Below are 14,418 nucleotides of genomic sequence, written 5' to 3' on the forward strand. Positions count from 1 at the left end.
TGGAGAATTTTTCGGGATGATCCGAGAATGGGATCAATGGATAGAGCAATAAAAAACGGCTCTCTGTGATGAAAGCCGGCTTCTGTTCGATAGTTGCGGAGACAGGACTCGAACCTGTGACCTTTGGGTTATGAGCCCAACGAGCTACCAACTGCTCCACTCCGCGATCTTTTTCCTTAATTGGACTGCAAAGATAGATCTTTTTATTCAGAAAACAAAATATTCCCTGATCTTTTTTATTTGTGACTGAAAAATCGTACTTTTGAAAAAATTTCTCCTTGATATGTCAGATAGTGCGGATAGTGTAGTGCTCATACCTACCTACAATGAAAAAGAGAACATTGAAAATATCATCAGGGCAGTTTTTGCTTTGGAGAAGAGTTTTCATATTCTGGTGATCGATGATGGCTCTCCCGACGGAACGGCTTCCATCGTGAAGAACTTAATGTCGGAAGAGTTCGACGGTCGGCTGTTCATTGAGGAGAGAAAAGGAAAGCTGGGTTTGGGTACGGCTTACATTCATGGATTTAAATGGGCGTTGGCACGTTCTTATGAGTATATTTTCGAGATGGATGCCGATTTTTCACACAATCCCGAAGATCTCCCAAGGCTGTATGCTGCTTGTCACGACGAGGGGTATGATGTTTCTGTGGGATCGCGTTATGTCACGGGGGTAAATGTGGTGAACTGGCCGATAGGCCGCGTGTTGATGTCTTACTTCGCCTCGAAATATGTACGTGTTATTACAGGGCTAAATATAAAGGATACTACTGCCGGATTTGTCTGCTACCGGCGGAAGGTGTTGGAAACTATCGATCTTGATCAGATTAATTTCAAAGGATATGCTTTCCAGATCGAAATGAAATATACGGCGTATGTACTTGGATTCAGGATTAAAGAGGTGTCGGTGATCTTTGTGAACCGGAGGCTCGGCACCTCCAAAATGAATTCGAGTATTTTCGGTGAAGCGTTTTTCGGGGTGATTGACCTGCGCCGTCGTAAGGCTATCGGAAAAATTAAACCGCATTCAACATTCAACAACCCATCATGATTCTTATTCATAAAGCGACCATAATCAACGAGGGAAGCAGCTTTACCGGATCGCTGCTTCTGGAAGGGGAGAGAATCTCCCGTATTTTCAGGGAAGAGGTGCCGGAAACGGTATTGAATGCCTGTCGAAAGGTGATCGATGCCCGTGGCTTGTGGCTGATGCCGGGTGTGATTGACGACCAGGTGCATTTCCGCGATCCGGGTTTGACGCATAAAGGGGATATCCATACCGAAAGCCGTGCGGCTGTGGCGGGGGGTGTTACATCTTATATGGAGATGCCCAACACCAATCCGCAGACGGTCACATGGGATGCCCTCTGTGGGAAGATGGAGATGGCTGCCGGAAAATCGGTTGCCAACTTTTCATTTTATCTGGGAGCTACCAATGACAATATGGAGGAACTGAATAAAGCGGACCTGAAGCAGATATGCGGAGTGAAAGTCTTTATGGGATCTTCTACCGGAAATATGTTGGTGGATGATGATAGAGCCCTGCGACGGATCTTTGCCGAGGTGGATACCCTCATTGCCACCCATTGCGAGAAAGAGGAGATTATCCGAAAAAATATCGATCATTATAAAAAAGAACTGGGTGAGTTTATTCCCATCAAATATCATCCGTTGATTCGTAGTGTGGAAGCGTGTTATCAATCGTCGGCACATGCCGTGGAACTGGCCGATAAATACGGTGCAAAGTTGCATGTTTTGCATCTCTCCACCGCCCGTGAACTGAGTCTGTTTGATGTAAAGCCTTTGGAGGAAAAAAAGATTACGGCGGAAGCGTGCGTGCATCATCTCTGGTTTTCAGATGTCGATTATGAAAAGCTGGGAGCACGGATCAAATGGAACCCTGCTGTGAAGACAGCAGAAGACAGGGAAGCTTTACGGGAAGCATTGAAAACCGGGAAGATTGATGTGGTAGCTACCGACCATGCACCTCACCTGTTGAGCGAAAAAGAGGGTGGGGCATTGCAGGCCGCTTCAGGGGGGCCACTTGTACAACATTCACTGCAAGTAATGCTAGAACTGGTAAAAAAAGGAATTTATACCAAAGAGTTGGTAACGGAGAAAATGTGTCACGCGCCGGCACAACTATTTCAAATACGGGAAAGAGGCTATATCAGGGAAGGTTATTATGCCGATCTGGTATTGGTAGATCCCTCCAGACCCTATACCGTTACGCCGGAAAACCTTTTTTACAAATGTGGATGGTCGCCTTTCGAGGGAGAAACCTTCGGTTATTCCGTCCATGCCACTTTCGTCAATGGAAATATTGTCTACCAAAATGGGAGTGTGGCTGAAGGTGTATTTGGAAAGGCACTTGAATTTAGCAGGTAATCCAAGTGTCGCAAGCCACATTTATTTTCTCTATTTACTTTCAAAGTGGTTAACAAGTATCAAAAGGGAGCAACAGATAACGAAAGGATTTAATATTTTGATAGAATTATCCCCTTTTGTTGCGAGATTATACGGCAATTTTGTATTTTTGCCCCGGAATTTCTATTTAAAATCTTGACGAGTGAGATTTCTTTTTACTGTGCAGGGTGAGGGGAGAGGCCACTATACGCAGGCATTATCCCTGGCTGCCGTCCTTCGTAAGCATGGGCACGAAGTGGTTGCCGTGCTTATTGGCAAAAGTGATTCCAGGCAAATCCCGGCTTTCTTTATCGACAAGATCGGGGCACCCCTTTTTGAATTCGACAGTCCCAACTTTACTTCTTTCTACAAGCAGAAACGACCCAATATCCTGATAAGCATGGCAAACAATTTCCTTCGACCTTTTGTTTTCAAGGACAGCCTGCAATTTATCAAACACAAAATTGAAGAATTAAAACCCGACAAGGTGATCAATTTCTATGAGATGATTACCGGTATGGCGTATGGCATCTATCGTTTTGATAAGAAGATGGGGATAGAGATGATAACCCTTGCACATCAGTATGTGCTGCTCAATCCTCATTATAAAACCACTGCCGAACAGGATGTGAAATTCTACTTTCTGCGGATGCTTTCCCGGATCAATTCCACGCGTGCCTCTAAAATACTGGCGCTCTCTTTCAGGGATATGCCGGGATCGAAAAAGAAGAAAATCGTGACCGTTCCGCCACTATTACGATATGAGGTGCTTGAAGTTGAACCTGTCCGGGGCGATTATGTGCATGGTTATATGCTGAATGCCGGCTATTTTGACGAAGTATTGGAGTGGCACAAAAAAAATCCCGATATTCCGTTACGTTTTTTCTGGGACAAGAAGGGTGCTGAAGAGGTGACCCATGTTGATGATAACTTCACGCTGCATAAGCTGAGCGACGAGGGTTTCCTGCGGAGTATGGCCAGTTGTATGGCCTATGCCACCACATCGGGCTTTGAATCCCTTTGTGAAGCGCTTTACTACCGTAAGCCCACGCTGATGGTACCCGTGCATGTGGAGCAGGAATTCAACGCTTATGATGCAAGTCTCTCGGGAGTGGGAATTTCAGCCAAAAAATTCAAACTGAGCAAATTAATTGAGTTTATTCCCCAATATACTCCCGATGAGCACTTCAGGGAATGGGTTCACCAGGCCGAAGCCATGTTTATAAAGGAAATTTGTGGGTAGGTGATGTGCAAATTTGTACAATCTGGCGTGACCGATTTACCATAATGCGATTTTTCAAAGAAGATATAATCTGAAAGTCGTTGGTTTGGTACAATTATGCGAGAAAGCGATGGTACCATTTTTTTCGATTATTATATCTGTCATTTTGTTATTGATACTAAGTTTATATTTTTTTGACGGATCAAGCCCTTCCACCGCAAAATCGTATACGTCTGTAGAAACAATCCGCCAGGAAAAATCATTTTCGGTATATTTATCCAATACCATGTGGATAGGAGTCTTTGTCTTTCCGCTCAGTTTTAAGCGTATTTCGTCTCTGTTTTGAGGGAAAAATATAAATTCATGGTTGTTGTATGTTGCTCCGAAAGCTTCTTTGCTTTTGACCGTAAAATGATCTGTTTGCATCTCATATTCATTGACGTTGAGTCGGAGCGTATAGACTACATTTCGCAATATATAGGTGAATTCTGTTCCGTTTAGCATTCTATGCATATTTGGTTCGAGTCCCATTCGGTTCCACTTCGGACGAATGCCGTAAATGTCCCGGTATAACGCTGTAATGGTGGTACATATTCCAGCAAGGATGTCACTCCCCAATCCTTCCTGCGTTATCCGGCTATACCGTTGGGACGATAATCCGTCTTTGTTGTACTGGCTCAATAGGTTTCGGATATATTTTAATGCCAGATTTTTGTCATAATCTGCGTAAGCCCTGATGCCCAGATAACCCCATGTCGGAAAGATATCTCCATTTTCATACTTGGGAAACGGCCAGTTATTGATATGTACTTCTTCTCTTTTGTAAGAATCGAAACAGAGCGGCCAATGGAAAAGATCTTCAGCTTCGGTTCTTCTTTCAATCTCTTCTAGAATGATCCGGATCCGCTCCTTGTCGTCACATAATCCGAATGCGATCGCGGCAAAGTTAACCGGCGTAACCAGGTTGTCACCGTGAATACGGCCGTCGTTATCACGCCAATAGATATACTGTTTCTTTTCCGGATGCCAGAAGCCTCCTTCCTGTACCGGTTTATTAAAGCTTTCTTTCAACTTGGCGGCAACGGACGAGTAGTATCTGGCTTTCTCTGGATCATCCAGAACCGCCTCGCATCCGGCCCATAGATTTAGTGCTTCATACATCTGTGCATTGACGAACGCATTTTCAAAACCGGCCCATACAATATCCAACCAATCGCTGGCTTTTTGTTCGTCGATATGATTATTCAACATTTCAAAGATGCCGTTTTTGTCAGAATCGCGGCGGATTAACCAGTCCAACGCTTTCTCGCAACTTTTCTTATGGGATCTTAACCAGTCGATATCTCCGCATAAATCAAATTGTTCGGACGTGTTGATAATATAACCGGTTTGCGAATCGATCGTGTATCCCCACATCGCTTCATAATATCCTGTTTTATAATTATATGTGCCGGGAATTTGATCGTTGTCGATATCATGCCATCTGGATAATACGCGTCCCTCGTCGGTGATGGCGAAATCTCTCTCCCGGTCGAGTGTTGCACTCATGTTACGGGTATAATTCGAATCATTCAATGCCATTCCGATTTGGGAAAAGAAAGGTTCATGTAGGCATTTCCAATTGGTAATCCACCCGTTGGCACCTATTATTCCATTATCTACTACGCCATATCTGCCGGTTGTATTCATTAGCTCACGCACGGCATCAGCATCTATTCCCGGTAGCTTTCCCCTTGAATAGGCAATCTTGTAATCAACATATTTGATTTCGATAGCAATGGAAATTTCCTCTTTCCGGACGTCGAAGGGAGCAAACACATCCGCTTTCTGATGAACAAAACGACTTAAATTGTAACGAGGTTCCAGTTCGATGTCTGTAATAAACTGCGTAAAAGCGAACGTCCCGTTTTCATGGTGTGAAAATGTTGAAGCAATGTATTTATCCTCCTCTTTCCGGGCAGTAATACGCAGCGCATCTCCCGAATCCGGATTCCAGAATGTTACGCCTCCCGTGTGGACTCCATACGTGTCATTTACCTCTTTCAGGTATTTGCACCAGACCATTCCGCCATTATCAATGATTCCTCCTTTCCATACGGAGAGATCGGCAAAGTTCCATTGTGGAAAAGCCATTTCTTCCAGTTTGGCTGCATTGCTGTATTTTCGATGAATCGTCCAATGGATATCTTCTCCGGCAAGTTCAAACGTCCATATTTCGGAAACGCTGATAGCGTCGTCGCCATATACGATATTGTATAAACTGATTTTATCATTTGATTCTTCTGTCTTAATATTATCGGCGTTTCCGGAACTAAAAACGCCGCCTCTTGTTCTGAAGCCTGTAAAAATGCCATCTTCGGCCAAGGTGTTTTTACCTTTTATATTTAATGCCGCGATTTTACAGCCTTGTGAATAATCAATCAGTAGCGAGAGATTCTGGTCATTGATATTTAAGTAAATCATTTTTTTTCCCTTGTCGTGGTTGATCCGACTCATTTCCTGCGGATATCCTGATGCTATCGGGAGTAGCAGAAGCAGGCTTGTAAGGGCTATTTGTTTTATCTTTTTCATTCTACAATTGTATGTTTTCTATGACTCGCCACAGTTTTTCAGTTAGGTTAGTTGGATAATAATATTAATCCAACTAACCTTGCTGAAGTTTAATTTATTTGCGCTTTATGCAAATTAGGAGATTAATTGGCATAGCCGGGATTTTGTATCAGTTTATCATTTAATTGAATATCGCTGTAAGGAATAGGATAAAGCAGATACTCAGGCTTGATATCATACGTTTCAGGAATCAAGTTAATATCCAGTGCCTTAATGTAAATACCAAATGCGTTCATAATTTCAAGCGCTTTTCCTGTACGAAGCAGGTCATACCAACGATGTCCCTCGAAAGCCAGTTCATGCTTGCGTTCCATTAACAGATCGTCGATTGTGATTGTTGCCGGAGTGGTTTGCAGGCCAGCCCGATTTCTTACCATAGCCACATAAGTACTCGCTTCATTGCCTCGGTTTTGTAGCACCAAGCATTCTGCCAATAATAAATAAGTGTCGGCCAACCGGTATACAGGCCAGTTATCGTTAGTGTTTTTTTGTTTCGTAAACTCATGCAGGAATTTTTTAGTGAAAGCTCTTGCGATAGCATAATCTGCAACGCCAGGATCCCCGGGAGACAAGACAGCCTGAGGAATCATAAGACCTGTGGGGTCTCCGATACCTACTGCTATGGCAATAGACTTGTCGCGACGTAAATCACCGGATTCATATGAGTCGATCATAGCTTGGGTCGGAACCATCCAACCACCGTCCAGATCATTTGCGCCACCCGTAACGCCAGTTATCAAGGTGTGATCCCCGGCTCTTGGCAAGAAGTCATAAATCACGGCGTTTTGTGTTCCAACATCACCCGCCAAATATTGTATCTCAAAAATAGATTCTTTTCCATTTTTAAATAAAGGATTAAAAACAGTTGCATAATCAGGTTCAAGTGCGTAATTCATTGCAAGAACTGCTCTTAATTGTTTTTCCGCCTCCACATAGTCACGGTCAGGTTTTGTCATTAATACATATGCATAAAGCATCCTTGCTGCACCTTCGGTTGCGCGACCACTTTGTTTTCCGTCTTTATAAGAAACTTCAGGGAGCAGTCTTATTGCTTCTGTAACATCATTTATAATTGCAGCATACACATCATTGACCGGTGTACGAGCTAAAAATGATTCTTCCGGAGACGTGACTTCCGTCAAATGTAAAGGAACATCTCCGAATAGTTGTACGAGATGAAAATAATAGAAGGCTCTTAAAAATTTAGCTTGCCCTACAATTTCGTCCATAAATCCGGCCGAAAATTCTGGAGCCTCATCTACATGTCCTAAAAGAGTGTTCGCTCTTGCTATCCCTATATATAATCTTTCCCAAACACCGTTAACCCGTCCGTTAAGTCCGTTGAGATTGAAAAAATTCGATATCGGCTCATTAACCACAGCACTGCCTCCACGGTCAGGTGCGTAATATGTATAGTGTACATTATCAGCACGTTGCTCCGTAAGCACGTATAATCTGTTTTCAACACCATATAAGTGACGCAGAGGACCATAAGTTCCATTCAATGCTTGGGTGAAATCCGCTTCGGTCTTATAAAAGGATCCGGTTGTTGATTTATCTAATGGATATAATTCCAAAAAATTCTCTCCGCAAGAACTGATTCCTAAGGTTATAAGACAGATAATTAGTATTTTTTTCATATTATATTATTCTGTAATTTATATTAAAATGTAAGATTACAACCGACGCTGAATGTACGAGGTACGGGATATACAGATCGGTCTACCCCCATACCATTCCATCGTAATTCATTATTTGTCGTACTATTCACTTCCGGATTAGGTCCCGGGTATTTTGAAAGAACAAACAACTGCTGTGCTGTAATGTAGAAACGTGCATGACGGATGTATTTATTTTCTTTAACCGGCAAAGTATATCCAAGTGTCACATTTCTTAATGTAAGTTGTGTGCCGTCATACACCCATAAATCATTAGAAGATCTTGAGAGTTCGGTTTTACCGGACAAGGTTCTCTGAATTCTACCATTACCTGGATTTTCAGGAGACCTCCAGCGATCCTTGACCTCTTTCAGTACGTTGAATACACCATCGAGGTTTAAGAAATTTTCAAAACATTTGGCATAGATGTCGCCCCCTACCTGTCCCGTCATCAAGAAGCTTAAATCAAATTTTTTCCATTTGAATTCATTTGTAAGGCCGAATTGCATTTTTGGATTCGGGTCACCAATGACTGTTTTATCATATACATCAATTATTCCGTCGGGCACACCATCGGGACCACCTAAATCTTTATATCGGACCGTTCCGATATCAGATGTTGCATGTTTAGGTTGTGAATCCAGTTCTTCCTGATTCATGTATAATCCATCAAAAACCAATCCGGTAAAAACACCTATCGGTTGTCCGACAATCAGGGCACTTACGCCAAACATATCTGTTAAACCGCCCATCGGTGTATCGTTTAGACCTAATCTAATTACTTTGTTTCTATTAAAAGATACATTCAGGTTTGTTTTCCAGCTAAGCTCCCCGACCAGATTACGCGACTCTACGGTAAACTCATGTCCCCAGGCATGAAATTCACCTATATTCCCGGTGATACTCGAGAAACCGCTGGATTTTTGTATATTTATACTGGATAACATGCCATCGGTCGTTTTATCATAATAATCATACATGAAAAAAATACGATCCTTTAAAAATCCCAAATCGACGCCGATATTGAGTTGTGTTGTTTCTTCCCATGTAAGAGAGGCGTTCCCGATTATATTCTGTACCTTACCTTGTGCTATTTTTCCGTCAAAAACATAATCATCCGCACTTGCTATTGATACGGTATGTGAATAATTTCCGATATTATAATTACCGGTGACACCATAGCTTGCTCTTAACTTCAAGTAGTTCATTGTTTTTATGAGAGGTTCCATAAATGACTCGTCCGAAATAATCCAACCGGCAGATACTGATGGGAAATAAGCGTATTTAGCATTAGGGCCAAACCGGGAACTTCCGTCATTCCGAAGATTTGCCTGCAACATATAACGGTTTTTATAGTTATAATCGACACGCGCGAGAAAAGAAGCAACAGACCATTGATCCAGACCCACATTCCCGATTCTGGTAGCTCCTGCACTTACCCATGGGATTGAATTGTCGGGAAATTGACTGCCGACTAAGGTTTGTCTTTCCTGTGAATATTTTTGCGCAGAGTAACCGGCAAGTAACCCCAACGTATGATCACCGAATGCTTTGTCGTAGGTTAACATGTTGTCAAGCGTCCAGGTATAATAATTTTCCGTATTAAATTCTGCCGAAGGATCGGAAGTCGGAGTTGGCGCCGAAGACCAGCCTCCTTGCGCATGAGAAGGTCTCCATTTGCGAAATCTGCGTCCCTGCAAATCGGTGGAAAATTGAAATTTATACTGAAGTCCGTCCCAAATATCTATTTCGGCAAATGCATTCGCAAGTAAAGTTAAAACTCTGGTTTCTTCAAGACGATCATCAATTGCATTTAACCAGTTTACGGATGAGAACATATCCGGGGAACTGAGAGATAATACACGATTTCCGTTTTCATCCCACGGGCTGTTCGTCGGATCGGCAATCATAGCTCCACTCAGAATTTGTCTGTCACCATCTGTATTGGAATTCTGGAATATCTGCACTATAGGAGCCATGTTCAAGCCTATTTTAATGCGGTCGTTTACCTCATAATCGTTATTTGAACGCAGCGTTATACGTTCGAATTTCGAATTTTTAATGACGCCTTCTTGTTTGAAGTACCCTAGCGTAGTAGCCGTGGTCATTCTATCACCACCCCCCGTCAGGCTTAAATTGTAAGTCTGCATTACACCCGTACGGGTCAACAAATCATACCAATCCGTTCCTTTACCATATTTTTCAGGATTCCAATATTTTTCGATAGCAGCATCCGGTATTGCTATACCTTCGTATAATAACCGATCTTCGTAGTACTCTTTTTTAAACTGGGCAAACTCTTGGCCATTCATAATTTCCATATTTTTCAATCCGTTCAATGATTGTATACCGATGTTGGTATTCAGACTGACAGTAAGTCTCCCTTCTTTCCCTCTTTTGGTATTGATCAGAATAACTCCATTTGCTGCTCTTGATCCGTAAAGCGATGTAGCTGCTGCATCTTTTAATACTGAAAACGATTCAATTTCATCCGGATTAATGTTATTCAACCCCGTAGAAATTGGCATGCCGTCTACTACGATCAAAGGTTCGCTGGAATTACTGATAGAGGCCGCTCCACGAATACGGAATGTCATCCCCTGTCCGGGGACACCGGTCGTCTGGTTAATTTGCACGCCCGCAATCTGACCCTGCAACTTCTGACCTATTTGACCAACCGGCAGATCAGCTAACGAAGATGCCTTGATATTGGTGATTGAACCGGTAATTTCTCTTTTCTTCTGTGTGCCATAGGATACAATGACAACTTCATCGATTTGGCTGACATTTTCGATCATAACAAGATTTATCTCTTCTTTTTCGCCTACCAGAACCTCTTCACTTATATAACCGATATAGGAAATCTGAAGTACGGCTTCATTGTCTACGTTAAGTGAAAATCTGCCATCAATATCAGTGACTGTACCATTGGTCGTGCCTTTTTCCACGATATTGGCACCGATAATGGCTTCTCCGTCTTTATCGATCACTTGTCCCGTAATAGTCCTTTTTGTTTGTGGAGGTTCCGGCGACAGCACAGGAACAACTTCTCTCCGTTTATTGATCAAGATATACCGATCGTTGATTTTGTATTCATAGATATCGGGGAGTGCTTGTTCCAATATTGCGTAAATATCAGCATTTTTTGCTTTTACGCTTACTTTCATCGAGGTGTTTACCTGATCATTGTTATAGAAGAATTCAAATTCGCTTTGCTTGCGGATAGCATCGAAAACTTCTTCCAATGTCACATTCTTAAGTTCCAGGTTTAGTGATGTGATCTGGGCATAGGTCTGCCCTGCCCACACTAAATTGGAACTCAATAGCAAAAAGATAAAAACCAATTTCATGATACAAAATAGTTTCTTTAATTCCCCCAAAGGGAATCCTTGTTTAAGTCTCTTTTTTTTCATAAATTTGAGCGCTTTAAATGAATTGTTGATGAATAAATTAAAAAAGGTAACAGTTTATTTATTGCATAAGGCTGCCCGAAAGGCCTAAGATCGGGCAGCCTTTCACATTATCGATAGAGGATTATTTTACCTCCTTCCAATTTGTATTGGATGTCTGTAACCGCTTGTATCTGATTTAGTAAGTAGTTGAGCGGCCTTACTTTCTCGGCGCTTCCGGTAAACCGCATTTTCGCTATATCCGGATTTTCATAGATGATCTTGAAGTCATACCATCTCTCCAATTGGCCAAATATTTCAGCCAAAGTCTGGTTCCGGAACATGAACTCTCCTTTTACCCAGGCTGTATAAATATCTGTATTTACCTGCTGAACGGATATTTCTTCCGATAATTTATCAAACCGAAAATTGTGATCGGGTTGTAACAGAAAACTCTCCTGCTTTTCGGGCAGTCGAATGCGGATGCTCCCTTCCACCAAAGTGGCATTGACATAAGGATTTGTCTGGTATGCATTGACATTAAATGAGGTTCCCAACACTTCGATACTAAGATCCGGAGTCTGGATAGTAAACGGTCTTCCGTCTTTTTTTACTTCAAAATAAGCTTCTCCGGTCAATTCCACACGGCGGGTATCTCCTTCAAAATAAGAGGGAAATGTCAATTGTGATTCCGAATTAAGAAAAACTCTGGAGCCATCGGCAAGTACCAGTTCATATTCTCCGGATTTGGGTACATAGATGGTCTGTTGTGCTATTGTTTTCTTCAGAGGTGTTGTCTTTTCAAAACTGATCACTCCCTCGCTTTTATTGGAAATAACTGTACCATCCTCTTTTTCTATTTCAAAAGATTCGGAGAGGTCGATCTTTTCACCTTTCACTGAAAGAAGATAGGCTTTTTTAGAGCCCGGATCAAAAATATTCTTTTCTCCTTTTTCGGGAATGGTGTTTTCATGAAAGGTGAAATAATTGAGTGTTATAATAGACAGGGCAATGACTGCCGCAGAAGAGATAACATATTTAAACCATCTTTTTTGGTATAAGCGTCTTTTTCTTTCGGTATTCAGGCTGAGCTTAGTGGAAATAGTAGTGAAAATCTGATCCTTATCAAATAGTTCGTTATGATGCCCTCCTTCTTTTAATAACAGGTAAAGCTTTTTGTTTTCTGTATCTTCATTAAGCCAATGTTGAAAATGACCGTCATTTTCAGGTATCTCGTCACTTAGTACCTTTAACAACAGGTTCCATTTATCAGTGATATTTTTTTCTATCTTCAACATATTGCTTGTTTATTTACCCTATAACACAACGATTTTGAAAAAGTATTACTCAAAAATCGTGTCTTTATCCTATTTTTTCTTTTAAAATCCGATAAGCTTTGGATACCTGTACTTTAACCGTATTGACGGATATACCCAACAGATCGGCCACTTCAACGTATTTCTTCTTTTCCAGGGTCGTCATTACAAATATTTTCTTACATCTGTCGGGTAATTCGTCAATGGCTTTCAGGAGTAACCTTTTTAATTCTTCCAGATCTTCATCGCGTACATCGTCATCAATGAGGTCTATGGTGATTTCATAACCATACACGAAGCGCTTATTATCCCTGATGTAATTCAATGATGCGTTGTAAATGGATTTATAGGCATAGGCTTTGAAAGAGCAGTTGTCAGGCAGTATCTCTCTTTTTTCCCAGCAGCGGATAAAGAAATCCTGCACAATATCAGCCGATGCAGAAGAGTCGCAGGTTATATTATGTGCCCAAGCGAAAAGCTTGTCACTATAGAGATAGAATATCTTTTTAAAGGCTATTTTATCCCCGGTTTTTAATTTTTTTATGAGCCTGTCCTCTTCGTTTTTCATACGATTAAATTGTACGAGCAATTCTTATGCTCGTTTCATAAATTCCTCTACAAAGACATATATAAGGAAACACTAATAGTTGTAAAAAGTATTATTTAAAAATAGTTTTTAACATTTTTCATGTATAGATACAAGGATTTAGTCCGGAATTTCCGGAATAATATATTATGGATACCATGCCGAGGCGATATCGTTACAGCCCTACCGAATCTCTGTAGAAGTCGAATGCTTCGAACAGCAGTTTCTTGTCGGCCGTCTGGTCGATCCGTACATCGCCGATATCACCCAACAAGGTGAAATGGATGGTAGCGCCTATGTTTTTCTTGTCGTGCCGTGTTATTTCGTACAATGCCTCATAATGATCGCACGTGATGGGAAAAGCACCATAATGTTCCTGGATAAAGCGGACACTCCTTTGCAGTTTTTCTTTTGGAAAGCCGCAAAGCCTGTGAGACAACCAGAGCTCCACGATCATACCCCATGCCACGGCATAACCGTGGGGGATGGGCTTTCCATTGGTCATGGCGAAACTTTCGAAAGCATGAGCCGTAGTATGTCCGAAATTCAATGCCTTACGGATATTTTTTTCGAATGGATCTTTTTCCACCACATCCTGTTTGATTTTTACGGAGCGGACAACCAATTCGTTTAGTTTTGAATAATCTACCTCATCAAAAGGATAGGCAAGGATTTCCTCCCATTCTGCTTCCGAGTGGATCAACGCATGTTTGATCATCTCAGCATATCCCGACAAGATCGCGGCCCGGTCGAGTGTCCGGAAAAAACCGGAAGAGATGATGACCGATTCGGAAGGATAAAAGGAGCCGATCTCGTTTTTATATCCTTCGAAATTGATGCCGGTCTTTCCACCTACGGCAGCGTCTACCGCTCCCAGCAGGGTAGTAGGAATATTGATATACCTGATGCCCCGTTTGAAGGTGGCGGCGGCAAATCCTCCTAAGTCTGTGACCATCCCTCCGCCCAGATTGATGAGTAGTGAGTGGCGCGTAGCACCGTGTTCGGTGAGTAATTGCCAGACCCGGCTCAGGTTCTCAATCGTCTTGTTGGTATCGCCGGCGGGGATTACAATTTCTTTGGCTTCCTGCAACAAAGGGATTTTTGCAATCAGGGGCAAGCAATGGATGTGTGTATTTTCGTCTGTGAGGACAAACAGTTTATCGTGCCGGAGCGCTTGAATGGCTTTCTCCACGTCGGTGACAAGATGGTCGCTTTTGATGATTTGCTGCAT

General features: G+C 42.1%; 9 protein-coding genes and 1 tRNA gene. 3 read left to right on the forward strand and 7 right to left on the reverse strand.

What is annotated here, in order from left to right; genetic code table 11:
• Window positions 1-93 precede the first annotated feature (93 nt).
• Window positions 94-166: transfer RNA gene (locus ABV001_RS17150), tRNA-Met, on the reverse strand.
• 117 nt (window positions 167-283) lie between these two features.
• Here ABV001_RS17150 and ABV001_RS17155 point away from each other — a divergent pair.
• From ABV001_RS17155 to ABV001_RS17165, 3 genes are all read left to right on the forward strand, one after another.
• Window positions 284-1,051: a polyprenol monophosphomannose synthase gene (locus ABV001_RS17155; RefSeq protein ID WP_352423932.1), complete on the forward strand. Its 768-nt coding sequence runs from the start codon at window positions 284-286 to the stop codon at window positions 1,049-1,051.
• Window positions 1,048-2,388: a dihydroorotase gene (locus ABV001_RS17160; RefSeq protein ID WP_352423933.1), complete on the forward strand. Its 1,341-nt coding sequence runs from the start codon at window positions 1,048-1,050 to the stop codon at window positions 2,386-2,388. Before ABV001_RS17155 ends, ABV001_RS17160 begins: the two co-directional genes overlap by 4 nt.
• Before the next feature lie 181 nt (window positions 2,389-2,569).
• Window positions 2,570-3,649, forward strand: coding sequence for a glycosyltransferase family protein (locus tag ABV001_RS17165; protein ID WP_352423934.1), 1,080 nt, complete (start codon window positions 2,570-2,572; stop codon window positions 3,647-3,649).
• Window positions 3,650-3,703: 54 nt separating this feature from the next.
• Here ABV001_RS17165 and ABV001_RS17170 read toward each other — a convergent pair whose 3' ends face one another.
• The 6 genes from ABV001_RS17170 to aroB all read right to left on the reverse strand — a co-directional run bounded on the left by ABV001_RS17170 (window position 3,704) and on the right by aroB (window position 14,418).
• The gene (locus tag ABV001_RS17170) at window positions 3,704-6,199 is read right to left on the reverse strand and encodes a glucosidase family protein (RefSeq protein ID WP_352423935.1); all 2,496 of its coding nucleotides are present in this window, start codon (window positions 6,197-6,199) and stop codon (window positions 3,704-3,706) included.
• Between the two features lie 122 nt (window positions 6,200-6,321).
• Window positions 6,322-7,878 carry a RagB/SusD family nutrient uptake outer membrane protein gene (locus ABV001_RS17175; protein ID WP_352423936.1) on the reverse strand — a complete coding sequence of 519 codons (1,557 nt, stop codon included), beginning with the start codon at window positions 7,876-7,878 and terminating at the stop codon, window positions 6,322-6,324.
• Between the two features lie 23 nt (window positions 7,879-7,901).
• Window positions 7,902-11,309 (reverse strand): SusC/RagA family TonB-linked outer membrane protein, encoded by a 3,408-nt coding sequence (locus ABV001_RS17180; protein WP_352423937.1) that lies wholly within the window; start codon window positions 11,307-11,309, stop codon window positions 7,902-7,904.
• Between the two features lie 107 nt (window positions 11,310-11,416).
• Window positions 11,417-12,583 carry a FecR family protein gene (locus tag ABV001_RS17185; protein ID WP_352423938.1) on the reverse strand — a complete coding sequence of 389 codons (1,167 nt, stop codon included), beginning with the start codon at window positions 12,581-12,583 and terminating at the stop codon, window positions 11,417-11,419.
• Between the two features lie 64 nt (window positions 12,584-12,647).
• Complete coding sequence (locus ABV001_RS17190) at window positions 12,648-13,169, reverse strand: RNA polymerase sigma factor (protein ID WP_352423939.1); 522 nt, start codon at window positions 13,167-13,169, stop codon at window positions 12,648-12,650.
• Window positions 13,170-13,362: 193 nt separating this feature from the next.
• Complete coding sequence (aroB, locus tag ABV001_RS17195; RefSeq protein WP_352423940.1) at window positions 13,363-14,418, reverse strand: 3-dehydroquinate synthase; 1,056 nt, start codon at window positions 14,416-14,418, stop codon at window positions 13,363-13,365.

The organism is Proteiniphilum sp., assembly GCF_040307845.1.
Taxonomy (GTDB): Bacteria; Bacteroidota; Bacteroidia; order Bacteroidales; family Dysgonomonadaceae; genus Proteiniphilum.

Excerpts from the sequence above, each read along its gene's own strand:
- ABV001_RS17155 (WP_352423932.1), top strand. The coding sequence starts at position 284 with ATGTCAGATAGTGCGGATAGTGTAGTGCTCATACCTACCTACAATGAA.
- ABV001_RS17160 (WP_352423933.1), top strand. The coding sequence starts at position 1,048 with ATGATTCTTATTCATAAAGCGACCATAATCAACGAGGGAAGCAGCTTT.
- ABV001_RS17170 (WP_352423935.1), bottom strand. The coding sequence starts at position 6,199 with ATGAAAAAGATAAAACAAATAGCCCTTACAAGCCTGCTTCTGCTACTC.
- ABV001_RS17175 (WP_352423936.1), bottom strand. The coding sequence starts at position 7,878 with ATGAAAAAAATACTAATTATCTGTCTTATAACCTTAGGAATCAGTTCT.
- ABV001_RS17180 (WP_352423937.1), bottom strand. The coding sequence starts at position 11,309 with ATGAAAAAAAAGAGACTTAAACAAGGATTCCCTTTGGGGGAATTAAAG.
- ABV001_RS17185 (WP_352423938.1), bottom strand. The coding sequence starts at position 12,583 with ATGTTGAAGATAGAAAAAAATATCACTGATAAATGGAACCTGTTGTTA.
- ABV001_RS17190 (WP_352423939.1), bottom strand. The coding sequence starts at position 13,169 with ATGAAAAACGAAGAGGACAGGCTCATAAAAAAATTAAAAACCGGGGAT.
- aroB (WP_352423940.1), bottom strand. The coding sequence starts at position 14,418 with ATGCAGCAAATCATCAAAAGCGACCATCTTGTCACCGACGTGGAGAAA.